This window comes from Trichormus variabilis 0441 (assembly GCF_009856605.1).
GTDB lineage: Bacteria > Cyanobacteriota > Cyanobacteriia > Cyanobacteriales > Nostocaceae > Trichormus > Trichormus variabilis.
The window spans coordinates 3,033,759-3,059,083 of sequence record NZ_CP047242.1 but is presented as its reverse complement, the minus strand read 5'-3'; the positions used below and the strand labels follow the sequence as shown (position 1 = coordinate 3,059,083).

General features: G+C 42.4%; 18 protein-coding genes and 1 tRNA gene. 12 read left to right on the top strand and 7 right to left on the bottom strand.

What is annotated here, in order from left to right:
• Positions 1 to 148 precede the first annotated feature (148 nt).
• Positions 149 to 1,024: a M48 family metallopeptidase gene (locus GSQ19_RS12420; protein ID WP_011318258.1), complete on the top strand. Its 876-nt coding sequence runs from the start codon at positions 149 to 151 to the stop codon at positions 1,022 to 1,024.
• A gap of 31 nt (positions 1,025 to 1,055) precedes the next feature.
• On the opposite strand, the gene GSQ19_RS30440 is transcribed toward GSQ19_RS12420, so the two are convergent.
• The 3 genes from GSQ19_RS30440 to GSQ19_RS12405 all read right to left on the bottom strand — a co-directional run bounded on the left by GSQ19_RS30440 (position 1,056) and on the right by GSQ19_RS12405 (position 4,717).
• Positions 1,056 to 2,282 carry an ATP-binding cassette domain-containing protein gene (locus tag GSQ19_RS30440; RefSeq protein ID WP_011318257.1) on the bottom strand — a complete coding sequence of 409 codons (1,227 nt, stop codon included), beginning with the start codon at positions 2,280 to 2,282 and terminating at the stop codon, positions 1,056 to 1,058.
• A gap of 27 nt (positions 2,283 to 2,309) precedes the next feature.
• Entirely contained in the window at positions 2,310 to 3,518 is a 1,209-nt protein-coding gene (gene devC / locus GSQ19_RS12410; RefSeq protein WP_011318256.1) for an ABC transporter permease DevC, read from the bottom strand.
• A 113-nt stretch (positions 3,519 to 3,631) separates the two neighbouring features.
• Entirely contained in the window at positions 3,632 to 4,717 is a 1,086-nt protein-coding gene (locus tag GSQ19_RS12405; protein WP_011318255.1) for an ABC exporter membrane fusion protein, read from the bottom strand.
• Between the two features lie 519 nt (positions 4,718 to 5,236).
• Here GSQ19_RS12405 and GSQ19_RS12400 point away from each other — a divergent pair.
• The 3 genes from GSQ19_RS12400 to GSQ19_RS12390 all read left to right on the top strand — a co-directional run bounded on the left by GSQ19_RS12400 (position 5,237) and on the right by GSQ19_RS12390 (position 6,896).
• Complete coding sequence (locus GSQ19_RS12400) at positions 5,237 to 6,337, top strand: alpha-hydroxy acid oxidase (protein WP_011318254.1); 1,101 nt, start codon at positions 5,237 to 5,239, stop codon at positions 6,335 to 6,337.
• A gap of 197 nt (positions 6,338 to 6,534) precedes the next feature.
• Positions 6,535 to 6,618, top strand: a tRNA-Leu gene (locus GSQ19_RS12395).
• A 23-nt stretch (positions 6,619 to 6,641) separates the two neighbouring features.
• Entirely contained in the window at positions 6,642 to 6,896 is a 255-nt protein-coding gene (locus GSQ19_RS12390) for a hypothetical protein (RefSeq protein WP_041456070.1), read from the top strand.
• Here the strand turns inward: GSQ19_RS12390 and GSQ19_RS12385 are convergent.
• The gene (locus GSQ19_RS12385) at positions 6,856 to 8,784 is read right to left on the bottom strand and encodes an alpha-amylase family glycosyl hydrolase (RefSeq protein WP_011318253.1); all 1,929 of its coding nucleotides are present in this window, start codon (positions 8,782 to 8,784) and stop codon (positions 6,856 to 6,858) included. The genes GSQ19_RS12390 and GSQ19_RS12385 overlap by 41 nt on opposite strands.
• A gap of 376 nt (positions 8,785 to 9,160) precedes the next feature.
• Here GSQ19_RS12385 and treZ point away from each other — a divergent pair, with 376 nt between their 5' ends.
• From treZ to GSQ19_RS12370, 3 genes are all read left to right on the top strand, one after another.
• Positions 9,161 to 10,981 (top strand): malto-oligosyltrehalose trehalohydrolase, encoded by a 1,821-nt coding sequence (gene treZ, locus GSQ19_RS12380; RefSeq protein WP_011318252.1) that lies wholly within the window; start codon positions 9,161 to 9,163, stop codon positions 10,979 to 10,981.
• 66 nt (positions 10,982 to 11,047) lie between these two features.
• On the top strand, positions 11,048 to 13,816 hold the full coding sequence (treY, locus tag GSQ19_RS12375) for a malto-oligosyltrehalose synthase (protein WP_011318251.1): 2,769 nt from the start codon (positions 11,048 to 11,050) through the stop codon (positions 13,814 to 13,816).
• A 76-nt stretch (positions 13,817 to 13,892) separates the two neighbouring features.
• Positions 13,893 to 15,380 (top strand): trehalase family glycosidase, encoded by a 1,488-nt coding sequence (locus tag GSQ19_RS12370; RefSeq protein WP_011318250.1) that lies wholly within the window; start codon positions 13,893 to 13,895, stop codon positions 15,378 to 15,380.
• Here GSQ19_RS12370 and GSQ19_RS12365 read toward each other — a convergent pair.
• Both GSQ19_RS12365 and GSQ19_RS12360 read right to left on the bottom strand, forming a co-directional pair.
• Complete coding sequence (locus GSQ19_RS12365; protein WP_011318249.1) at positions 15,375 to 17,876, bottom strand: ATP-dependent helicase; 2,502 nt, start codon at positions 17,874 to 17,876, stop codon at positions 15,375 to 15,377. The two genes, GSQ19_RS12370 and GSQ19_RS12365, sit on opposite strands and share 6 nt — an antisense overlap.
• 93 nt (positions 17,877 to 17,969) lie before the next feature.
• On the bottom strand, positions 17,970 to 19,055 hold the full coding sequence (locus tag GSQ19_RS12360; RefSeq protein ID WP_011318248.1) for a RuBisCO accumulation factor 1: 1,086 nt from the start codon (positions 19,053 to 19,055) through the stop codon (positions 17,970 to 17,972).
• A 320-nt stretch (positions 19,056 to 19,375) separates the two neighbouring features.
• On the opposite strand from GSQ19_RS12360, the gene GSQ19_RS12355 reads away from it, so the two are divergent.
• The 4 genes from GSQ19_RS12355 to GSQ19_RS12340 all read left to right on the top strand — a co-directional run bounded on the left by GSQ19_RS12355 (position 19,376) and on the right by GSQ19_RS12340 (position 23,534).
• On the top strand, positions 19,376 to 20,323 hold the full coding sequence (locus GSQ19_RS12355; protein WP_011318247.1) for a response regulator: 948 nt from the start codon (positions 19,376 to 19,378) through the stop codon (positions 20,321 to 20,323).
• Between the two features lie 156 nt (positions 20,324 to 20,479).
• Positions 20,480 to 21,169: a bifunctional demethylmenaquinone methyltransferase/2-methoxy-6-polyprenyl-1,4-benzoquinol methylase UbiE gene (gene ubiE, locus GSQ19_RS12350; RefSeq protein WP_011318246.1), complete on the top strand. Its 690-nt coding sequence runs from the start codon at positions 20,480 to 20,482 to the stop codon at positions 21,167 to 21,169.
• A gap of 135 nt (positions 21,170 to 21,304) precedes the next feature.
• Positions 21,305 to 22,540, top strand: coding sequence for a DUF445 domain-containing protein (locus GSQ19_RS12345; protein WP_011318245.1), 1,236 nt, complete (start codon positions 21,305 to 21,307; stop codon positions 22,538 to 22,540).
• 97 nt (positions 22,541 to 22,637) lie between these two features.
• Positions 22,638 to 23,534, top strand: coding sequence for a bile acid:sodium symporter family protein (locus GSQ19_RS12340; protein ID WP_011318244.1), 897 nt, complete (start codon positions 22,638 to 22,640; stop codon positions 23,532 to 23,534).
• Between the two features lie 36 nt (positions 23,535 to 23,570).
• Here GSQ19_RS12340 and pgeF read toward each other — a convergent pair whose 3' ends face one another.
• Positions 23,571 to 24,350, bottom strand: coding sequence for a peptidoglycan editing factor PgeF (pgeF, locus tag GSQ19_RS12335; protein ID WP_011318243.1), 780 nt, complete (start codon positions 24,348 to 24,350; stop codon positions 23,571 to 23,573).
• Positions 24,351 to 24,422: 72 nt separating this feature from the next.
• Between pgeF and GSQ19_RS12330 the strand changes: the two genes are divergently transcribed.
• Positions 24,423 to 25,247: a biotin--[acetyl-CoA-carboxylase] ligase gene (locus GSQ19_RS12330; protein ID WP_011318242.1), complete on the top strand. Its 825-nt coding sequence runs from the start codon at positions 24,423 to 24,425 to the stop codon at positions 25,245 to 25,247.
• Positions 25,248 to 25,325 lie beyond the last annotated feature (78 nt).

The following is a 25,325-nucleotide window of genomic DNA, read 5'->3' as shown; positions in this document are numbered from 1 at the left end:
GTAGGGGTGTAAGGGTGTAGGAGTATAGGGGTAGTTTTTCTCCCCTGCTCCCCTGCTCCCCTGCTCCCCAATCCCCAGTCCCCAACCTCCAGTCGCTATACTAACTGTGGGAGGCTGTTGATGTTTTGTTTTACCAACTGGCTATATCATGTCCTTGTTCAAATCTCCGCTCATCGGTTTAAAAGCTGACTCGTTTCGTCATCCACTAGACCTGGAAGCTACTACATCTCTCAAGCAAATACCGGGCTTGGATATGTTGGTACGAAATTTACTAGGGCCAATGGCGGAGCAAGTTTTTTATGTAGAAAATATTGCTTCGAGTGTTTTGGTAGGGGAAAAACAACTGCCTAATTTACACAAGCTGTTGTTAGAAGCTTGCAAAATTTTGGATATTGAGCCTCCCCAGTTGTATGTCAGACAACACCCGGCTCCTAATGCCTACACCTTTGCTATGCGGGGTAAGCAACCTTTTGTAGTGTTGCATACTTCCTTAATTGATATCCTGACTCCAGAGGAAATCCAGGCGGTGATTGCCCATGAGTTGGGACATCTCAAGTGTGACCACAGTGTTTATCTGACACCTGTAAATTTATTAGTATTAGCAGCATCAGCAGTCCCCAATATAGGGGCTTTTATGGCTCAAGCTATCCAGGCACAACTTTTAGAGTGGGTACGTTGTGCTGAGTTTACCTGCGATCGCGCCGCATTACTAGCTACCCAAGACCCCAAGGTCGTGATGTCAGTTTTAATGAAGTTGGCTGGAGGTTCCCCCACCCTAGCACCGCAACTGAATTTGGATGCTTTTATTGAGCAAGCTCGCGCTTACGACGATATTAGTAAAAGCGAAATGGGGGAAATGGTTAAAGCTGCTCGTACTGCTCAATTAACCCACCCCGTTCCAGTCCTCCGTGCCAGAGAAATTGACAGATGGGCAAGTAGTCAAGAATACCAATCTTTATTACTAAATCATGGTCAGAAATATACCAGTGAAGTAGCACCAAAAGGTGGCTGGCGGAATTGGTGACATAGTGCAAGGTATTAGGTATGTATGATTTTTACTTACTATGCCTAGTTTGCTGTGATAGCTCGTTAATTAACTCATTCAACACATCAATTTCAGTCCTTGAGGCTTCCCTACAGTATTCCTCAAGGATTTTTAATTCTTTCTGGCGAAGTTGTATAGATGCACTATTAGGAGTTTGGATTTGCGTTCGTCCAGCTTTCATTGCTTGGTAATTCAAAACTGCATAGGTCATTTCGGAACTGTTGACCATCTTCTCAAAATCTGATTGTTCAAAAACTATAACTTTTATAGGAGTGTCACTTGCCGCCCTTACTGTTGCTGTCCGCGTAGTTTCGTGAAGTAACCCTATTTCACCAAAATAGCTATTAGGCCCTAATCTTTTTAATAATTTTGGTTCTGAGTCCCCATCTTCTTGAATTACCTCTACCTCTCCTTCCATCAAGATATAGAATTTATCGGCTAAGTCACCTTGGTGGATGACAATTTCACCAGGTTGGAAAGTCAGCATTTTTAATTGAGGAAGTAACTGGATTAATTGCTTATCAGTTAAGGTCGGTAAAGCAACAGATAGCCGGCCCTGATAGTCTAAATCTAGTTTGCCATCTTCCATACGCAGAATCCGATTGGTCACGCCAAAAATACGGTTATCATGGGTGACAATCACAACAGCACTCCCTTGTTCCCTCGCCAGTCCTGTCATCAGTTCAACGACTTCTTTTCCTGTTTGTCCATCTAAAGAAGATGTTGGCTCATCTGCAAAAATTAATTGCGGACGATGGACAAGGGCGCGGGCGATCGCTACCCGTTGTTTTTGCCCACCGGAGAGATCCCTTGGATAAGCGTTTATGTGCTTTTCCATACCAACTAATTTGAGAATTTCTGTACTTTTGCTAATAGCATCTTGAGGTGTAAAATTATCCTGTAGTTCTAGAGACAGAATGACATTCTGACGAACAGTCATAAAATCTAATAAGTTGAAATGTTGAAAAACATAACCAATTCGTCTGCGTATTTGCGTCCGCTCGAATTCGTTAGCTCCCTTTAATTCATGAGCAAACAATTTAAGACTACCCTCTTGCACAGAACGTAGACAGCCCATCAAAGATAGAAGTGTCGTTTTCCCTGAACCAGACGCTCCAGTTAAAATCACAACTTCTTGGGATTGAATTTCAAGATTAATGCCAAATAGAATTTGTTTTTTTCTTCTGCCTTCTTGATAATAATGGTTAAGTTCTTTAATTTTAATAACCTGATTCATAAATTCCGTAAAAATATTGGATTAAACTTATTTAAAAACATCCACTGGGTCTGCGTCTTTAATCTTAATCAAAGAAAGAATTGATGATATTAAGCAAATCATATACACTAACAATAAGACAGTCAAAGCTGTTCTTAAATTCATTTCTATAAAAATCTTTGTCACATTAATTAGATATGAATAAGCTAAATAAGATAATATTATACCTGGAATATATCCAGCAATTACTAAAATAATACCCTCATGGATAACTACGGAAATCAAAGATTTTTGACTAAACCCTAAAGCCTTCAACGTCGCATAATTCCCCAGGTTTTGTGTAACTTTTACATAAAGAATTTGATATAAAATAAAAATACTGACAACGACAGCAATAATCAAAATAAAACGAAAGATAAAACCCATTGGAGAATTATTTTCATGGAAGGTTCTTTCTCGTTTGATTAATTCAGATTTAGAGAATACTTTAATGGTTCTAGGTAGATAATTCCTTAAGTCATCAACAGTTTTCTCTATATCTACATCTGAGTTATACTCTGGCTTTAATTTAATTAAACCAATATCTATTTGTGAATTGTCACGTCCGAATAATTCACTAAAAGTTGTTGCACTGATAATAAAACTAGCATCGTAAGCATTATTAACTCCTAATTCAAACAATCCTACAACTCTAAGTCCTCTCAACGAGCTAGTATTTCCTACTTGGATTTCTGCGGCAGATTCTCCTTTTGCTTGAAATTCGGCAATGATAGGATAAAATTCATTTCTGGCATTATGGTCAAATAACGCAAATTTTTGCTTCTTGAGTTTTTGCAGATTTTCTTTTACTCCCGGCAAATTAAGTGTTGATATATTTAAAGGAATACCTAGAACGTTAACTCTAATGCGATAAAGGGAGTTGTTTCTGTCGTACCATTGGGTTGATGTGATGTAAACTGGTGCAACAGAGTTAACTTGCTTTAATGCTAGTGCTTCATATAAAGGTCTTGAAGAAAAAGTTACTGGTTGCAGTGCAGTGGAAGAGAGAGAGCTAATTAAAACAATATCTGCATTGAAGTTTAAAGGTAATTGTAATGACCCCTCTAAAAATGCGTTTCTCAGTCCTATCTGAATAAATAGTAAAAATGTAATGCAAAGGATGCCAATAATTCCCGCAATAGTTTGATTGCGTTGATAGCTTAGTTGTAGCCAAGCAATGGGAATTTTTTGCAATTCAAGGAAATAACGTTGAATCATAAACTAAAAAATATTGATACTTCTTTAACAAGCTAAAAAATACTTTGAGTTTAATGCTGGCTGTGCTTCACAGGTTTAATTTTTTATTTCTAATAAATCTATGGCAGAGGATTTTAATGTTCCATGTCTATGGATACATCAACTTTGAGATTCGTCATTCCTGCTACACGATGACTACTTTCTTGATGCAAAAGAATTTTTACTTCTACTACACGAGTATCTACATTTGTTGGGGAATCTGTATCTAATACATTCCGAGTACCAATTTCTAATCCTACTTGAGAGACTTTTCCAGAGAGCGGTTTGGTGAGGCTAGGACTGGTAATTGTTGCTGTTTGCCCTAGATGTATTTTGCGGATATCCGTTTCGTAAACTTCTGCTATCACTACCATTTGCGTTGTATTACCTAAACTCACGATGCCTTGAGTTCCCACCAATTCACCGGGAAAAGCTTGCACTTTCAATATTTGTCCATTTTGTGGCGATCGCACTATACTCAAGTCCAGTTCTGCCAGAGCCTGCACCACCTTAGCTTTTGCCTGTTTCACCTCTGCCTGGGACAACTGCACATCCACTGTGCGTACTTCTGCCAAACTCTTCAACGCAGCATAGGCTTGAGTCATATATCGTTGTGCAGCTTCCATCTGTAGGCGTTTGCTATCGTACTGCGAAGCTGAAACCGCTCCTTCTTTATACAAAATGCGATATCGTGATTCCTCGATTTTGGCATTGTGCAGTTCTGCTTCTAATCGAGCGATCTCTGCTTGTTGAGCTTGTAAATCTCCCTGTTTTGCTCCTGCGTTGACTTGCATTAAGCGGGCTTGAGCCACCTGCACTTCTTCCTCTGCCATTTTCACAGTTGCTAAACGACGGGCATAATTATCTAACACTGCCAGCACTTGCCCCGCCTTTACCTTGTCCCCGTGCTTCACCAGTAGTCTTTGGATACGAGCCGATTCTGTTGTAGAAGCCGGAAACACTTGCCTGACTTCTCCTTCCGGTTCTATACGTCCCAAAGCAGTTACTCCTTGTACTACTGGAGTTGCAACTACTGGCTGAGGTGTTACTGCTTCATTACTCCCCAGTATCGGTGAGATAATTACCCTGCCGGACGCGATCGCACCCAAGCTCATAGTTGCAAAAATAACTAGAATGTAAGTAGATTTCCTGTTGCTAATTGAAATAAAAAAATGCGTCATACTTTTTTTAACTTGAGCGACAAAACTTTGGAAAATTAATAGATATCTAGTTAAATTTCAGTTCTATTAGGCAAGATGAGTAGGGTAAATTAGCTGGTGTTTTTTGCTTTCTCTAATATAGGTTGTAATTATTGTTACTGCCAATTGCTCTTCTTGATCCTTGGTGGGCTAGTGCTAGTAGTTCACCAACCCAAAATTGCTAGGCTAAGGGAAGCAGAGGAGCAGGAAGCAAGATTGGCGATCGCTATCCAAGTGATAAAAGTAGCGCTAGTTCTTGGCTGTTGAGAATCACAAAAAACTCAAATCTGACACACCATACGAATCTGCCAGTTGTGTAAGTCCTCACTTTATTTGAAACTATTAGGACTTACGCAAGTGTCATAATTAAACTAACTTTAGGGTGCGTCAGCCCTAATAATTTCGTACACATTAGAGGATCTTCCTCATCTGACACACCCTAATATTGTGCGAGTTGCCTAAGTCCTGACTATTAAACAGTGTTTACTAAAAATCAGCCCCATGACAGCTATATCCAGTCCCATCAACCTTTTTGAATATGAACAGTTAGCCAAAACTCATCTATCTCAGATGGCTTTTGACTACTACATTAGTGGGGCTGGGGATGAAATCACATTACAAGAGAATCGTACAGCCTTTGAACGCATTAAGTTGCGTCCGCGAATGCTAGTGGATGTTAGCCAAATTAACCTCACAACCTCTGTTTTGGGACAACCTCTGCAATTACCTCTATTAATTGCACCAATGGCGTTTCAATGTTTGGCTCATGCAGAAGGCGAACTAGCCACAGCAATGGCGGCTGCATCGGCTGGGGTAGGTATGGTTTTGAGTACCTTATCTACCAAAAGTTTAGAAGAAGTAGCAGAGGTTGGTAGTAAGTTTTCCGACTCCCTGCAATGGTTTCAGCTTTACATTCATAAAGACCAAGGTTTAACTCGCGCTTTGGTAGAAAGGGCTTATACAGCAGGTTACAAAGCATTATGTTTGACTGTGGACGCTCCTGTACTCGGACAACGGGAACGAGATAGACGTAATGAATTTGCGTTACCTCCAGGTCTGGATTTGGCTAATCTGGCAACAATTTCCGGGTTAGATATTCCTTATGTGCCAGGAGAATCGGGGTTATTGACCTATTTTGCTCAACAACTCAACTCGGCTTTAACATGGGAAGATTTGGAATGGTTGCAGTCTTTATCTCCCCTACCGTTGGTACTGAAAGGGATTTTACGGGGCGATGATGCGGCGCGGGCGGTGGAATATGGAGCTAAAGCAATTGTAGTCTCCAATCATGGAGGTAGACAATTGGATGGTGCGATCGCCTCACTAGATGCCCTCCCAGAGATAGTCGCAGCCGTCAATGGTAAAGCTGAAGTCTTACTAGATGGCGGAATCCGCCGGGGTACAGATATTATCAAAGCCTTAGCAATAGGCGCTCAAGCTGTACTCATAGGTAGACCAATTTTATGGGGACTGGCAGTAGGAGGACAAGCAGGCGTATCTCATGTTATCTCGCTACTGCAAAAGGAGTTAAATGTGGCAATGGCGCTGATGGGCTGTTCTCAGTTACAAGATATTGATTCTAGTTTTCTGCATTTTAAGTAATACCAAATTAATATGAAGCTGCGCCAAATAAATGATGTAGAGACGTTGTATGCAACGTCTCTACAGTACAGAATAAAGTGCATCTATGGCTACGCCAGGCAAGCTACATCAAGAAACGGTATAAGTAGAGGAGAAATTTTAATTTATTCCTTGCATTAAACTTAATTGCTATACTATAATAGTGAAGTTGCTTCCAAGGGCGGGTGGCGAAACTGGTAGACGCACCACACTCAAAATGTGGCGACCTTGCGGTCATAGGAGTTCGATTCTCCTCCTGCCCACTGTTAACTAGATAAAAAAGAAGATGCGATTAAAAAGATGGGAATCTCCCCGCAAAGAAGGGAGAAACGACAAAGGCAGAGGCGGCTCTGCAAGAAAGCGACAACTCAAGAAACAAAGACAAATGTTACGGCAAAAGCTCAAAGAAGCTAACAAGCCAGACAAGAAGCAGAATAATCAAGGTGGGGAAGATAAACAAATCTTCCCCATTTTTTTATCTACTTCACCCTTCTTTCAAGTTAAGACTCTCTCCCAGAAGCCCAAGTATCACGCCATTTAACAGTGCCTTCCTTCGCCACTACCCAGCGACGATTTAAGGTATTTTCTCGCAGAGGCGATCGCCCTTCACGCCACATGGCATATTTGTAACTAATGAGTTTGCCTGCACTTTCATCAAAGGGAATTTCGGCAAACCAAGTATTAGAGTTGATATATTCCAGGGGATAGGCTTTACTAATATCCCAGTTACCCAATTCTGGACAGTCGCCGACAACTACGATAGTTTCCCCTGGTTGAGTATGTACACCATTAAGTTGAACGCGGATAATGGTTTGCGCTTTTACTCGTTCGCCTACATGACTTAAAACGATGACTCCCCGTTCTTCCAGTTGTAGATTGTAAATTTTACCGTCTTTTACCTCAAATTTATTCCGAGTCACCGCACAAGTATGTTCACCATCTGGTAAGTCTGTTTGGACTTCTGGTAAAGTCACCTCTCCACCACGATTAAGGGCGACGAAGCAAACAGAAGAACGATAACGGCGGACATAACAATAAACATCGGGTGTGAGGTATTTTTGCCACTGGCTACCCATAGAGACGGCTGGATTTAACCGTCGGATACCAGACAACAATCGGAGGTATCTATAAACCTCAGTATCAGTATCCCAATTTTCCATCATGGGGCGGTTATAGGGGTCATTACCGCCGTTGGTATCATCGTGCAGATATTGTTCTGTACCGTAATAGATACATGGAATACCCCGTGATGTCATAATGAGAGCGATCGCTACTTTCAACATCGCTGGATCGGGGTTGAGGGATTGAAAGCGGGGCATATCATGGTTATCAACAAAGGTGATTAACTCCGTAGCCCCGTTGTAGCGATCATCTTGGTCGAATATTTCTTGGATGAGATGGAATCCCCCTTCCGCACCTTGGGCTAATGCGCCGCGAATTGCTACGCACAGACCAAAATCAAGTAAAGTCATACCGGAATTATTGGCAAATTCCACCGAGCGATCGTCACTGGGATAATTGTAAATCCACTCACCAAAAATAAATACATCTGGTTTGTGATTATACATATCACCAGTAAATTCTTGCCAAAACCAAATTGGCATATGTTTGACTGTATCTACCCGCAGCGCATCCACACCCCGGTCTAGCCATTGCTTAATTGCAGACTTGATATAGTTACGATACTCAGTATTATTTTCATTAAAAGTAGCTAAACCAGCCAGTTCACAGTTTTGGACTTGCCAATCATCTTCCCAGTTCTGCACTTCACCATAGTGGTGATACCAGTGATTCACATCATCATTAAAGTCGGCAATTTTTACGCCGTCATCATATAACTCACCTTTGCTACCACTAGTATCAGGACTGCTATGGTTACAGACAATATCTAGTATCAGCTTCATTTTCCGCTTGTGTAATTCTGCAATTAAGCGGTCAAAAGTCGTATTTCTGGTTTCTTGAGTATTGTTTAAGGAAGGATCTTCTCCATTACCAATGTAGCGAGGATTTAGCCGTTTAAAATCTTTTGTCCAATAGCCGTGCATGGCTGCGTTACCAACAAATAATTCCTCGACTTGTTCAAATAAAGGAGTTAGCCAAAGTGCGGTTACTCCCATATCTTTCAAGTAGTCTAATTTGTCGATTACTCCTTGTAAGTCACCCCCCCAATACTTGCCCCAATCTTTCCCATTGGGGTCATAAAGTTCTGGATTATAACCTTCGCTATTTTCAGCATCGCCATCATAAAAGCGATCTACAACGAGGAAGTAAATAGTTTCTTGGCGAAATTCAATATCTCTAGTGTAGAGAAATTCTAAATCTATTTCTGTATCTGGCGTAGGCGATTCGATTAATGCTTGTACCTCTGCATTAGCATTTTCGACTTTGTATTGCTCTTCGGAAAATTGTGATGGTGGTGTTTGTACCATAAAAAAATGCAATTTTTAATGCGATATAAAGTATGTATAAACAGAGATACAAATTTTTGTATTTCCCTATTTCTGTAGACAATAGGTATTATCTATTCAAATTTTTTTTTTGAGCATCTATCTTTAGGTAAGTTGTATTTAAAGCTTCCTAAAAGCTGTTGTGCAAGCATATCCAGCGTTTTCTAGAAAATTTGGAGATATGAAGCCTGCTGATTCTACTCCTTTTAGCTATTAACAAATATATCTTTTGGCGCTAGTAAATTATCTCCAAGACAATTCATGATTCTATCTGGAGCTTTTGGGAAAAGTGTGTAATTGATGACATTTGTTGTCGGCTAACCTTTACACAAAATCTGATTTAACGGGAGGATGCTGCGTGAAAATTGGCGCTCACTACTTGGGTAATGGAGAGTGTGAGTTTACAGTTTGGTCTCCAAAATTAAACAGCGTTGCAGTGCAAATCTTAAAGCCAGAGCAACAGTTAATTCCGCTTAAACCTCTAGCGGAAGGTTATTGGCAGATAAAAGTAAATGATGTGTATCCGGGTACGCTTTATCGCTATCAATTAAATGACCAAGAAGCCTTTGCTGACCCGGCTTCCCAGTATCAACCAGAAGGAGTCCACGGAGCATCTGAAGTTGTTGATCATCAATTTGAGTGGACAGATGAAAATTGGTCTGGTGTTCCCTTGGAATCGATGATTTTCTATGAAGTCCATGTAGGGACATTCACACCAGAAGGAACCTTTACAGCTATCATTCCCCGTTTATCAGAACTGAGGGAATTAGGAATTAATGCCATTGAAATTATGCCGATCGCTCAATTTCCGGGTGATACTCATATTGAGGCTGATTTAGCATACCGTAACTGGGGTTATGATGGCGTTTATCCGTTTGCTGTGCAAAATTCCTACGGGAGTCCTTCAGATTTAAAGCAATTTGTCAATGCTTGTCACGAAAATGGTATTGCTGTAGTGCTGGATGTGGTTTATAACCACTTTGGCCCAGAAGGTAATTACATGGGTCAGTTCGCGCCCTATTTTACTAGAACATATAAGACACCTTGGGGCAATGCGATGAATTTCGATGATGCCTATAGTCAAGGTGTGCGGAATTATTTTATTGAGAATGCGCTGTATTGGTTGGAAGAGTTCCACATAGATGGGTTGCGCTTGGATGCGATTCAAGCAATCTATGATTTGGGTGCAAAGCATTTCTTGCGGGAGTTGGCGGAGGTTGTACATAACTTCTCCCAAAGGGGAACATGGAAACGCCTTTTGATTGCTGAAAGCGACTTGAATAATCCCCAAATCATTCGTCCGGTAGAATTGGGTGGTTATGGACTGGATGCACAGTGGAGTGATGATTTTCACCACGCATTACACGCATTGTTAACAGGCGATCGCCAAGGTTATTATCAAGACTTCGGTAAGTGTGCGGATTTAGCTAAAGCTTACGCAGATACTTTTGTCTATGATTGGCGGTATGCGCCACACCGTAAACGTTTTCATGGTATATCATGCCGCGATCGCCCATTATCTCAGTTTTCGGTATGTATTCAAAATCATGACCAAATAGGTAATCAAATGCAGGGGGAACGCTTATCTGAGCGGATTTCCTTTGCGGGTTTGAAGTTAGCGGCTGGTGCTGTGTTGCTATCGCCTTATTTACCGTTGTTGTTTATGGGTGAAGAATATGGCGAAACTGCACCTTTTATATATTTTGTGAGTCATTCTGACCCGGATTTGATTCAAGCTGTACGTGCTGGACGCAAGGAAGAGTTTGAGGCGTTCCATTATGCGGAAGACCCACCAGACCCCGAATCGGCGGAAACTTTCTTGCGGTGTAAACTCAACTGGGAATTACGTCATCAAGGTCAGCACAAGGTTTTATGGGATTGGTATCGTCAGTTAATTCATTTACGTAAAACTCATCCCGCATTGCAGAATTATGACCGCGACAGTATCGAAGCAACTAGTGATGAGGATAAGCAAATAGTTGTGGTGCGGCGTTGGTGTGAGTCTGGCGAAGTGATATTGGTGATGAATTTTAATACTTCTCCGGTGACGGTGGTTTTACCAATTCAGAAAAGTGTGCGGAAGTTGTTAGATTCTTCTGATTCTGGAGGCGTTGAGAAGTTGTCTGTGGGGGAGGAGGTTGTTTTACAGCCTACAAGTTTGGTTTTGTATGAGGTTTAGGAGGTTTTTTTAACGCAGAGGGGCGCGGAGTGTTTGTTGGGTTTATTAAATTAAGAGTTATAAATTATGAGAATACCAAAGGCAACTTATAGAGTTCAGTTTACACCGGAGTTTGGGTTTGATGATGCTAGAGCGATCGCATCTTACCTAGCAGATTTAGGTATTTCTGATTTGTACGCTTCTCCGATTTTTAAGGCTAGAACTGGTAGTACACATGGTTATGATGTGGTGGATGGGTCACAACTCAATCCCCAACTAGGAACTACTCAGGCTTTTGAGGCTTTGGTAGCTGAATTACAGTCTCTAGGTCTGGGTTGGTTGCAAGATATTGTCCCAAACCACATGGCTTATAGTAGCGAAAATCCATATTTAATGGATGTGCTGGAACATGGCCCGGATTCTAGCTATACAGACTACTTTGATGTGTGTTGGAACTCTCCATTTGCTAATAGTCAAGAGCGTATCCTTGCTCCTTTGCTAGGGGATTTTTATGGTGAATCTCTAGAAAAGGGAAATATTCAACTACAATATGAGCAAAATGGTTTAACCGTTAACTATTACAGTTTAAAATTGCCATTGCGGTTAGAGTCTTACACAAAATTTATTACTCATAATTTGGGTAAACTCACGCGTATGCTGGGACGTAATCACCCTGATTTTATTAAACTTTTAGGCATTCTCTACATTCTGAAAAGTGTTCCCTCGGAAGTTGCAGGAAAACAGCGACAAGACCAAATTGCTTTTATCAAGGGTTTGATTTGGGAACTCTACACCAGTAATGATGATATTCACGCATTCATTGAGGAAAATATTCAAATATTTAACGGTGAACCAGGGAATTCTGAAAGTTTTAATTTGTTAGATGACTTACTCAATGACCAATTCTATCGCCTCGCTTTCTGGAAGGTTGGGGCGGAAGAAATGAACTATAGGCGGTTCTTTACTGTTAACGAATTGATTTCCGTGAAAGTAGAAGAATTGCGCGTGTTTAACAATACACATAGTTTAATTCACCAATTAGTAGAACAGGGCATATTCACTGGATTAAGAATTGACCATATTGACGGACTTTATCAACCGACGCAGTATTTAGAACGTCTACGGGAAAAAATGGGGGATGTTTATGTCACGGTTGAGAAGATTTTAGAATTAACTGAAGATTTACCAGAAAATTGGGATATTCAAGGTACGTCTGGATATGATTTTTTGAATTATGTAAATGGGGTATTTTGTCAATCTACAAATGAATCATTTTTTGATCATATCTACCATAAATTTATTGGTAAGCCTGTAGATTATCCATCCCTTGTGAATGAGAAAAAACACCTGATTTTAGACAAGAACTTAGCAGGTGACATAGATAATTTGGCGAATTTGTTAAAGAATATTGCCAGTAAATACCGCTATGGGAATGATTTTACATTGAATGGGTTGAAGCGAGCGATCGCCGAAGTTCTGACCCTCTTTCCCATTTACCGCACTTATATCACTCCCGATGGGATTGGAGATAGCGATAAAGCCTGCATCCTAGAAGTAATGAAGACAGCTAAAAAACAAGTTCCTCTCCTACATCACGAGATGAACTTTATAGAAAAAGTCATGCTGCTGGAATTCGATGCTTCCCTTACCCAAACAGAACGGGAACAGTGGATATATTTTGTCTTGCGGATGCAGCAATACAGTGGGCCTCTCATGGCTAAAGGTGTAGAAGATACTACCTTATATGTCTACAACCGTCTGCTTTCCTTGAATGAAGTAGGCGGAAATCCCAGCCATTTTGGTATTAATGTCGATAAATTCCATCACTTTAACCAACAACACCAAGCTAACTGGCCTCACACCATGAACGCCACAGCTACCCATGACACAAAGCGCGGCGAAGACATGAGAGCAAGGTTAAATGTGTTATCTGAAATTCCCCAGGAGTGGGAAGAACAGGTAAATCAATGGAGCCAACTTAATCAGGTACATCGTAGCAATAACCAACCTGATCGCAACGACGAATATTTTCTCTATCAAACTCTGGTAGGCGCGTTTCCTTTTGCAGAACATGAACAAGCGTCCTTTGTCCAGAGAGTGCAAGACTACATGATTAAAGCCATTCGGGAAGCGAAAGTACATACCGCATGGTTACGCCCCGATAATGAGTATGAAGAAGCTTGTACCTCCTTCATTCAGAAAATACTTGACCCAAACTTATCACGGCAATTTTTAGAGACATTCCAACCCTTTCAAGAGAAAATCGCCGAATATGGGATATTTAACTCCCTTTCCCAAACTCTCCTGAAAATTGCTGCTCCTGGTGTACCCGATTTTTACCAAGGAACAGAACTTTGGGACTTAAGCTTAGTTGACCCCGACAACCGTCGTCCTGTTGATTTTGAACAACGGCGGGATTATTTAACTACCATCCAAGAGCAAAGCAAAACCGATATTCTCGGCTTAATTTCCGAACTACTCCATCAAAAAACCGACGGTAGAATCAAACTATTTTTAACACTCCAAGCCCTCAAAACCAGAACACAATACCTAGAATTATTCCAAGACGGCGAATATCTCCCGCTAGAAGTTCACGGAACCCACGCCAACCATATCATCGCATTTGCCAGACAAAAAGGTGAGCAAACATTGATCGCCATCACCCCCCGCTTCCTCACCACCCTCACCCCCCCAGGAAAACCCCCACTAGGCGAAATCTGGCAAGATACTCACCTAAAACTCCCCCCCCAAATCTGGTACAACCCCCTCACCCACCAAACCCTACAAACCGAAGACACCCTACCCATCGCCCAAGCCCTCACCCACTTCCCCGTAGCCTTATTAATCGCCCAATAACCCTCTTCCCTCTCTTCTTTGCGCCTCTGCGCCTACTCTTCGAGAACGACTTCGTCGAATGCGTGAGAAAAAACCCATGACCAAAAACACCGTCAGAACCTACATCAAACAAACCTGGAAAACCCTCACCCGCTCCCACCAACATTTACTAGAATCCGCCCAAGACACCAAACTAGAACACCAACCCAACACCCCTTGGATTATCTACATCTCCCCCCAAGAAGACTGTAATACAGTCAAGTCCGTATTAGAGCGATCGCTCTCGACAAAAGAGATGCAGCAAATAGAAATTCGCACCTTACCCAGCGAAGTTGAAGCCATCCAAGAACACGGATTGTTATATCTCCCAGGGCCTTACGTCGTCCCTGGTGGTCGTTTTAATGAAATGTATGGTTGGGATAGCTATTTTATTTTGCTTGGACTGTTGCAAGATGAAGAATGGGAACTAGCCCAAAGTCAAGTTGATCAGCTACTTTACCAAGTCCAGCATTACGGTACGATCCTCAACGCCAACCGTACCTATATGCTGACGCGATCGCAACCCCCCGTCCTGAGTATGATGGTATTGGCGTTATTCCAGCACACCCAAGACCAAGCATGGCTCAAATCAACCCTGCCATTGCTAGAACAGTTTTACTATTATTGGGTAGTTCCACCTCACCTAAATTCAGCCACGGGCTTATCTAGATACTACGCCTTAGGCGAAGGGGCTGCACCAGAAGTATTATTTTCCGAACTGGATGAAGCCGGACGCAGCCACTACGAACGCGTCAAGGAGTATTACAAAACATTTGAGATTGATGACTATGATGTGAGTTTGTTTTATGACTCAGAAAAAGACGAACTCACAGACTTATTTTACAAAGGCGATCGCTCCATGCGTGAGTCTGGTTTTGATATCACCAACCGTTTCGGCCCCTTTAGCGTTGATATCGTCCATTATGCGCCCGTCTGTTTGAACAGCCTGCTTTATCAAATGGAGCAAGACTTAACGCAAATTCACAAGATTTTAGATAATCCAGAACTTGCAGAACAATGGAGCGATCGCGCTAATATTCGCCGTGAGCGTATCAATCAATACCTGTGGGATGAAGAAAAAGGAATTTATTTAGACTATCACTTCTACAGTGGCAAACGCCGTCATTATGAATTTGCCACTACCTTCTATCCCCTGTGGACAGGTCTTTCCTCCCCAGAACAAGCCCAACGCATTGTAGAAAATCTTTCCTTATTTACAGCCCCAGGAGGAATATTCACCAGCACCCGTGTAACGGGGAACCAATGGGACGCACCTTTTGGCTGGGCCCCACTCACCTTAATTGCAGTCCAAGGACTTTATCGTTACGGATATCGCAAGGAGGGGGATGATATTGCTCATAAATTCCTAACTATGGCGATTCAAGAATTTACGAAATACGGTTTTTTTGTAGAAAAATACGATGTAGAACGTTGTTCGGCTCAAGTTTCCGATGAAATCTGCTTTGGCTATAGTTCTAATGAGATAGGTTTTGGTTGGACGAATGGAGTCATTTTAGAACTATTAGCTAACCTTGACGATTCATGAAGGCTGAGTGTGAATTACAAATTCAGGAAACTGGCGCTTTAAAGCTGAAAAAACTGGACAAGGGGCTTGTTCTTGTAAATTCTCTGGTTTACTCCAAGTAAAGGGGGCTTTTTGCGCCGCAGACATCCACAGTAGTTGCTTTGCCCTGGTCATCGCCACATATAGTAAACGATATTCTTCCGCCGTTTTCAAGTGTTTTGCTTGCTCCCAAGCTGAAGTTACTTCCGGTATTCCAGTTTCACCATGAAGCGCAGCCCGAATCTGGGCGCGGGCAACTTCTGATAAAGTAAAGTCACCCAAAAACTGGCTTTGGGGCGGAACCCAAAATCGACCAGGGATTAAGTTTTCATGGAGGAAGGGGATAAAAACATAATTCCAGTCCAGCCCTTTGGCTTTGTGCATGGTGATAACCGTTAATTGACCATTGCGGGTGTAACGGGCTTCCGAATCATCGGTTTCCACAGGTTCAAAACGTTCGGAATTGACGATTTCACTTAAGGCTGAAAGCATAGCCCCCATTGAGTTGTTACCAGCTATTTGCTTGTTTACCCGTTCCGAAAGTTTATCAGCAGTTGCTAGTTCCGCTTGGTCATAATTTAAGGTCAAGGCGAGGAAGGAAATAATCTGATATAGAGGCAATTCCAAACGAGCGCGCAGTAAACTACGACAAAGATGAGAGGCTTTTTGGACTACTTCTGATTGGGGTGCAGCTAAGGGGCCAGGATACAAAAATTCCTCTGGTAGACTAGCCAAGGCGTTGAGGTCTTGAGTCGGAATTAATTGGCGCTTTACCAATGCTTCCAAAGCTGCTTTGAGGTAATCGGGAGAATGGGGGCGATCGCAAAATTGCAATAACGCTAAAATCTCTTGAGGAACATGAGAACGGCGATCGCCTTCTCCCACATCAAATAGTGTAATATTATGCTCTTTACACTTAGGTGCCAGCGCCTCCGCCAACCAACGTCCTTGGCGATTCTCCCGCACTAACACCGCCGCACTCTTGCCCATGTCTTCAGTTAATAACTCAATCACCCTTTGAGATAGCAATTCTACAGTGTGATAAATATCACGGGGTGTATGTAATTCTAATCCCCTACCTACTGGTGCTGGGTTGACATCAGTTTGGTGGACAGGACGTATTGTTTGCAGACTAAAGGGGGTGGACAAAGGAAGATGGGGAGACTTTTGATTTTTGGCGATGTAAGTACTATTTACCCATTCCAGCGCAAAATTAGCGGCTGCAATAATCATGGCAGTACTACGACCAGCTTGATCCATTGTTGCTAGTCTACGAGAGCGATCGCATTCTTGACAAAATTCCCGAAAGTAAATCGGGTCAGCCGGGGTAAAAGTAGAGTTAATCGCTTGGTTGGGGTCGCCGACACGAATTAAGTTGATTGGGGATTGGGGACTGGGGATTGGGGACTGGGGATTGGGGATTGGGGACTGGGGATTGGGGATTGGGGACTGGGGATTGGGGATTGGGGACTGGGGATTGGGGATTGGGGATTGAGGATTGGGCGAAAATCTTGCAGTCAGTTCTCCCCCTGCCCCCTGCCCCCTGCCCCCTGCCTCTCCACCACTCGCCAAAATCTCTAATAACTGCGTTTGCAAGGGGCTAGAATCTTGGGCTTCGTCTTCAAAGACGGCGAAAACTTGGTTTTGCTCAATGCGTCGGGCGCTGTCGTTTTCCAAGACGCGTAGGGCTGCTAAAATCATGTCGTCGTAGTCGATGAAATCGCGCGATCGCATCAGATTTTGATACTGTTCGTATAAACCCGCCGCAATTGTTAAAATCTCGTAAGCGTCTGTAGTTTCCTGACTCCATTGCCGTAGTTGCTCTGGTGATATACCAGAACTTTTGGCTTCATGAATCACGGTAGTTGCCAAATCAGGTAAAATTTCCGTCCGCAATACTGACTGGCGACGTAACCTTTCTGTCTCTTCACCATCAAATTGCTGTCCTTCCAATAACCGCAAATAAAGCCGGGGATGATTATTAATCCATTGTTCGACTGCGGTACGAATAAAGCGATGGCTTTGGTTAGGGGTGATGAGGGTGACATTTTCTAACTCTAACCCCGACAAATCAGGATGGCGACTGGCAATGTTCAACGCCAAACCATGCAGAGTATAAACAGCAAAACCAGTTTGCGGTAAGGATAATTGCTTGAGGTAGTTGCGGATTTTTGCTTTAATATTGGCAGCCGCAGAACGAGTAAAAGTAACTACCACCAACTGACGACGGGAAGATGTGCGCGACTCCGCCGCCTGCTGATACTGACGAGCAATAGCGATCGCCGCCGCCGCCGCCATCCCCGTAGATTTACCAGCACCAGGTACAGCCGATACCGCCAAAGGCCCCGACTGCCAGTCAGCCATTTGTTGTTGTCCTGGGCGCAGAGTACTGCGAATTAGAGCAATTCTCTCCTGCAAAAGCGCAACAAATGACGGTTGGGATACTGATACTGTGGCAGTAACATTAGTCTCTGACATATCAATTTAAAATTCAAAAATAATTACTCAGGACGTTACTCAACGCCCCGCTACTATTTTCAGCGCTGCTATTCCCGCTTCATAGCACTTAAATTACTCGTCAATTTGCCACGAGTCCTTAGTTACGTTTTCATCCAAAATTTTTCGCGGACGAACCAGAATAATCACCTTTCCTAATATGGGAAACTCTGGTTCCGTTTCAAACCACTGAAAATCTAATTCGCCGTCGTGATCTACGGCAAAATAACTAAAATCATTCCATTCCCGTTGAGAACGATCTACCACTACTAACACAGGCCCAGACTCAGTTTGATTCTGCTTAGGAAAGCGATCGCTTGTGGCTAAAATTGTTACTGGGTCTTCTGCTGCTAATAAAACTTGCCAACCAGGCAAAGCTACCCAAGCCTGTTCACCAACAAATTTTACTAGGCGAAATGGCTCAACTTCTTCAACTAAGGGAACAGCTTTTAATTCTTGGGCTTTTAAAGGTAACTCACCTACAACAGGAACAATCCGGGGTAACTCATCTTCTGTATCGAAGCGGAAAAAGGGCGGAATGGGAGCCGGACGCTTAGAAACAACGGTAAAATCTACTAGTAATTGTTCGATTTGTTTCCTAGCTGTTTCACTGTGAGCAAAACGTAACCCTTTGGCAATGAGACGCGATCGCTCTTGCAAATCTGAGTATTGCCGTGCTAATTTCCAAGCTTGATAGGCGACTGCATCCCCAGGATGGCTAGAGAATCCTTCTGGTAAGATGCGGAAGCGAGAGAAATCTTTAATCGCTTTGGCTACTTCCCGCGCCTCATCTGCATCGACTTTATGAGTAAAGGTCAATTCACCCGCCGCCGCTCGTTCTTCATGGGTGAGCAAACGTAATTCATATAAAACATCACTTCCCCGTGTAGCATAATGGGCTAATGTGGCTGCTGATGCTCCTGCTTTTTCTAAAGAATTATAAACTTGAGAGCCAACAATTACCTGATTTTGTTGTACTGGTTCAAATCCAGTTGCTTCAAAAATATCTTGAGGATTGTAACCAGATTTTTGTAGAGAGGCGATCGCCTGACCCCATTCCACCCAATTACCTTGTTTTTGTCTTAATTTTCGTAACAATTCTTGTGCCAATTCATTGCTAGTGTTCTCTGGATTAGGAGCGTTGGGTGGTAATTCAGTCATATTGCAATTCAAGATTCAACAAAATGTTTTTGTAGCGTTTCGTAGAGAAGAAATGGTAGCAGTGCTGAGATTATAGATTTTCAATAAGACACAATTTAAACGCTCATCAGCTTAACTTTATACTGCATCAGTAAATCTTATTGTAATCTTTAACAGCTAACCATCTCTACACTCTACCGCCAAATATATTTTTGAGTTATGAATATTACTCATTACAGTAGGGAAAACTATATCAGCAAATTCCCGCAAGGCTTGGTAAGGATAATCTACTAAGCTTGTAGGGAATATAACAATATAAAAATATTTACAGGTAGTAACTTATGGCTGATGCTGTTACCGAAATTCAGACTGGTCGCCGTCAATCCGCAACATTGGAACGAACAAAAAAACTGAAGATTTTAGTGGTTGACGATGAGCCAGATAATTTAGACTTGCTTTATCGCACTTTTCGCCGAGATTTTAATGTCCTCAAAGCTGATAGCGGAGTAAATGCCTTAGAAGTATTGGCCGCAGAAGGAGAAGTAGCCGTAATTATCTCCGATCAGCGAATGCCAGAAATGAAAGGAACTGAGTTTTTGAGTAAAACTGTGCCTCAGTTCCCCGATACAGTGAGAATAATTCTGACTGGTTTTACGGATATTGAAGACTTGGTAGAGGCGATTAATGCTGGGCAAGTCTACAAGTATATTACTAAGCCCTGGGACCCTGGCGAACTGAAAGCAGTTGTCCAGAGGGCAGCAGAAACCTATGATTTGCTCAAGCAAAGGACAGAAGAATTACGCCGTGCTAATGCCCAAATGTCACTGTTAACAGTTTTGGTGCAGGTGACACAAGCCTCAAACAGTTTAGAAACAATTCTGACACCCATTGCCACTGCATTTGCTGAAAGTTTCGCCGTCAATGCTTGTATTTTACAAATGTTAGAAGGGCAAACCTTAAGCACAATACAAGGCTTTTACAGTCAACAAGGTACTGTCAACAACTGGCTAAACCAAGACCCCCTGACAAACGAGGCGATCGCTACTGGTCAAATTCAGGTAGCTGCCAATATTGCCAAAGACCCCAAATTAGCCAGCATCAGTCAATATCAAGATAACGGTATCCAAGCTCATGTAGTCATCCCCATTACCTACCGCAATGAGATGTTAGGTGTGCTGTCCCTCCAGTGGCAACAACCAATCTCTTTACGGGAAGATGAATTAACACTCATCCATTTATCAGCCCAACTGGTAGCGATCGCTCTGACTAGTAGTCGCTGTAGTCTATAGTCCCTGATATATTCAAGCCAATTCACAGTTCGCAGTTACTTGATAACTGCGAATTTTGTCGCTCATACCGATTGGGCTATCCATAATTATCGTGTATTTTGCCCCATCTTATGGTTGACTGTTGACTAATGACTATGGACTAATGACCATTGACTAATGACAAACGAAATTCGTGCTATTTTTGACCGCATTGCCCCCGTCTACGACCAGTTGAATGATTGGCTAAGTCTAGGACAGCATCGCATCTGGAAAGAAATGGCGATTAAATGGACTGGGGCTAAACCAGGAGATACTTGTTTAGATTTATGTTGCGGGAGTGGGGATTTAGCCCTACGTCTAGCACGGCGTGTAGGCTCGACAGGCCAAGTATACGGTGTGGATTTCTCTGCTAACCTGCTAGAAACCGCCAAACAACGCGCCCAAGCACAATACCCCCAACCTCATATTTCTTGGGTGGAAGCCAATGTCTTGGATTTACCTTTTGAGGATAATCAATTCGATGCGGCGACAATGGGCTACGGCTTAAGAAATGTCACAGATATTCCCCGTAGTCTCCAAGAACTGCGCCGCGTACTCAAACCCAATGCAAAGGCAGCCATTTTAGATTTTCATCGCCCCAACAATCAACAATTCCGCACCTTTCAGCAATGGTACTTAGATAGTATAGTTGTACCACTAGCCGATCGCCTGGGAGTCAAAGAAGAATACGCTTATATCAGCCCCAGTTTAGACCGCTTCCCCATTGGCAAAGAACAAGTAGAAATAGCCCTTCAAGTTGGTTTTACCTCAGCCACACACTACCCCATTGCGAACGGTATGATGGGAGTATTGATAATTAGTAAATAGGTAATTGGTAATTGGTAATTGGTAATTGGTAATTGGTAAACGGGAATTGGTAATTAATGGTTAGATAAACTATTAGCCAGTACCCGGTATCTATTACCCAATACCTAATACCCATTCCTAATCCAAAAAAAAACAGTGGATTGGTCACATCTTTGGCTGTATGTATCTCCCCCAATATTGGGTGGAATTATTGGCTATTTCACCAATGATATAGCTATCAAAATGCTATTTCGTCCCTACCGAGCAATTTATATTGGCGGACGAAGAGTGCCATTCACACCCGGATTGATTCCTCGCAACCAGGAACGTTTGGCAAAGAATATTTCTGATACAATCATGGGGTCGTTACTGACACCCGATGAATTGCAAAAATTGGCACGGCGTTTATTGAAAACTGAGCGTGTACAAGGTGCAATTCTCTGGTTGTTGCAACTTGCCATAGATCAAATTAAAACCGATACAAACAAGAAAAGCGCCAAAATTGTAGCGGGTATTTTGCGGGATTTGATAGGGGAATCATTGCCTCGCTTACTCAAGGTTTTGGCAAGAAGGGAAGATTTTTTAGAAGCGCAAATTAATCAGATTTTTGATCAGATCCTCCTAGAATTACAACTCAGTGAAGAACAAGCTAGTAGACTAGCCGATTGGTTCTTAGAAGTTGTTTTGCCACCAGATGTTATCCGGCAAGCGATTGTAGATTTCTTAACAGATCGCACAATTCAAATTATTGACGAAAGCTTTCGGGAAAAAACCAGTGGTACTTATTGGGTAGTAGCAAATCTGTTTGGTTTACGTAACACCCTTACAAGGTTACGTACTTTTTGTCTAGATGAAAAAGAAGCGACTAATAATCGTTTAACAGAATTAATTCAAGATTTGCAGATGCGCGATCGCTTCAGAAAAATTTTGCAGAATTTAACATTGCAAAATTTACCAATCGGCACAGTCAGACAACTGCGAAAAACTACACGAGAAACTGTTCGTCAATATATTCAAACCAGTGGTAGCGACTTACTACAAGGATTAACAGACTCTATCAACTGGGAAAATATCGCCGAATTGCTGTTAAATCGTCTGAGTAATTCACCAGTGGTTATGAGTTCTTTAGAAGTCGTCAGCCAAGAATTAGCTCTAATTTTAGAACGATACCTAGAAAAAGATTTAGAGGTCATTGTTGCCCAGGTAATTCCTATTTTGTCTATAGATCAAGTAATTGTTGACCGTGTAAAATCAACTTCACCTGCTGATTTAGAAGCAGCAATTGAGGGAATTGTTAAAAATGAATTACAGGCAATTGTCAGTCTAGGTGGAATATTAGGCTTAATAGTCGGACTATTTCAAACAGCATTTTTCATTTTTAGCCAACAGTAAAAATTCCTATTCTCGTTCCCTGGTACCTGGATTAAAAACTACTGTAAACTGCTGATGTATCCCAAAAATTGCAGTTATAAGGTGAAAATTCAGGTTTATGCAGGCAAATGTGTTTACTAATGTGATTTTGCCTTTAGCCCTAGCGATTATCATGCTGGGTATGGGGCTATCTTTGCAGATAGAAGACTTTAAACGTGTCACGAAATATCCTAAAGCAGTCTCTATTGGTTCGATAACTCAGCTAATTCTTTTACCAATCATAGGCTTTTTAGTTGCTAAAGCTGTGCCGATGCAGCCAGAAATTGCTGTGGGATTGGTCATTTTGTCTTTGTGTCCAGGCGGCCCTTCATCGAATATGATTACCTACTTGGCTAAAGGCGATGTGGCATTGTCGGTGACCCTGACTGTCGTCAGCAGTATGGTTACAATATTTACAATTCCTATATTTGCTAATTTAGCACTCCAGCATTTTTTGGGACAAACGGCAGCGATCGCCTTACCCATTGGTTCCACAATGCTACAAATATTTTTAATTACAATTGTGCCGATTGGGTTGGGAATGTATATCAAGCGCATCTTTCCCGCAACCGCCTTGCGCTTAGAAAAAGTAACCAATCGCCTAGCGATCGCCTTTTTGGCTTTAATTATTTTGATCCTCGTAATTCGTGAATGGAACCGTATCCCCGGCTTTATTGTGCAAGTGGGTGTGGGAGTAGTAATTTTGAATATCCTCGCCATGTTGTCTGGATGGTATATGAGTAAATTCTTTCAACTCAACATCCCTCAGCAAATTTGTGTCGCCATAGAAGTGGGAATTCAAAACGGTACACTAGCGATCGCCATCACTGCTGGACTGCTAAAAAACCAAGACATGGCGATTCCTGCGGCTATTTATAGCTTGTTTATGAATCTCACGGCTTTCGTCGCCATTTACTACGGTAGAAAGTTATCCGCAATTAATTCTGTTAGTAATAATTTAGTTGGTAAAGTCTAGATTCATAACAAATTACTGTTGACTGTTGACTGTTGACTAATGGCTAACAATCCCTGACCACTGCACTTTTTTCTGTTTTTCACGGCGATAAGAGAAGAAATGCTCCGGTGTTTGGTATGTACAATAAGGAGCGATCGCTATTTGCTCTAGGCTAATACCTAAGTTTTCTAGCTGTAAAGCATTGACTCGTCTGACATCAACCCTCACCCTTCCTGGTTCTGGGTCGGCTAGTAAGGGTGAGTGGGGTAGCTCGTGTAATGAATTGATGATTGTGTGAGCGTCTTCATGTGATATGATACTAGCCCCAATTTCGGCGGCGACATTGACAGAGACTTGGTAAACCTCACCGGCGATCGCTGGTCCCAATGCAATGCGTAAATCGGCTAACTGAGTGCCGTGTGTTTGCATCCGGGCGATCGCTTGGGGGACAATTTTCTGGGCTGTACCCCGCCAACCCGCATGGAGTGCGGCCACCTGCCCAGTTTTCACATCTCCAATCAACACTGGTGTACAATCTGCACTGGCTACCCATATCGCTTCTAGGGGTTGCTGACTCAACAAACCATCGGCAGAGGCTAAAGCAGAATCGTCCGTATTGCCATCAGTTTGATTGTCAACTTCTTGCGGGGTAAGGACAGTATTGCCATGCACCTGCTTCAAGCGATATGCTGATGCTTCTGGGTGCAGCACCTTTGTTAATTCGTGGGGCGATCGCGGCCAAAATTGCTGTGTAAAAAAGCCGTGCTGCCAATCTTTTAAGAGAATACAACTCAAGTAAGGTAGTCCTTCCCAATTGTGCCAGTGCCAAGTGTGCATCTTGAACCAAACCTAAACAGAAAATCACTCATCAGCCAATTAATGCTAACTTGATCAACGGGATTTCGGTTAATGGCTGGGGAATTTAATCAACAAAAATTAGAAACTGCTCTGCAAACAGCACGGAAGTATGGCTATTTACCATTTTCGCTGCATATTTTTTCTACTGTCGCCTCAACTAACAAAACCCTCTGGGGATTAATCGACCAAGGTGCAAGTACAGGTTCCGTAGTTATTGCCACACAACAAACAGCCGGACGGGGACAATGGGGTCGTCAGTGGGTTTCGCCAACGGGGGGATTATATGTTTCTGTAGCACTCACTCCCAAGGTAGACGCAAATGCCAGTTATCAAATAACTTTAGCTACTGCTTGGGGAATTGCCTGTCAATTACGGGAATCTGGGGTGAATGTGGGGATTAAATGGCCCAATGATTTAGTTTTGGAGGGACGTAAATTAGGTGGAATTTTAACAGAAACAAAAGTCAGCCAAGGTCAGATTTCCCAAGCTGTTGTCGGTGTGGGTATTAACTGGTCGAATTCAGTACCAGAGACGGGAATTAACTTAGAATCATGGCAGGCTGACCAAATCCATAAACCCATATCTTGTCTAGAAACCTTAACCAGTAAGGTCTTACTGGGTATAGAGTCCGGTATGGTGTGCCTTTTCCAAGAAGGAATTAGCATACTCTTGTCTCGCTATTCAGAATTATTGGTGAATATGGGCGATCGCGTACACGTCAATGATCTTTCCGGTATTGTGGTGGGAGTTACGCCGCAGGGAGATTTACGCGTGTCTTTAGAAACAGCTTGCGTAACTGACACCAAAGCACCAGAACTTTATTTAGAACCCGGTACAATTAGTTTGGGTTATCGTAGGTCTTTAGGTACATATTAGGTTTGTTTAAAAAATCGCTCTTTGGGCTAGACAAACCACTGTCATCATCTGTTTAGCAAAATTAAACATAAAAGAGAG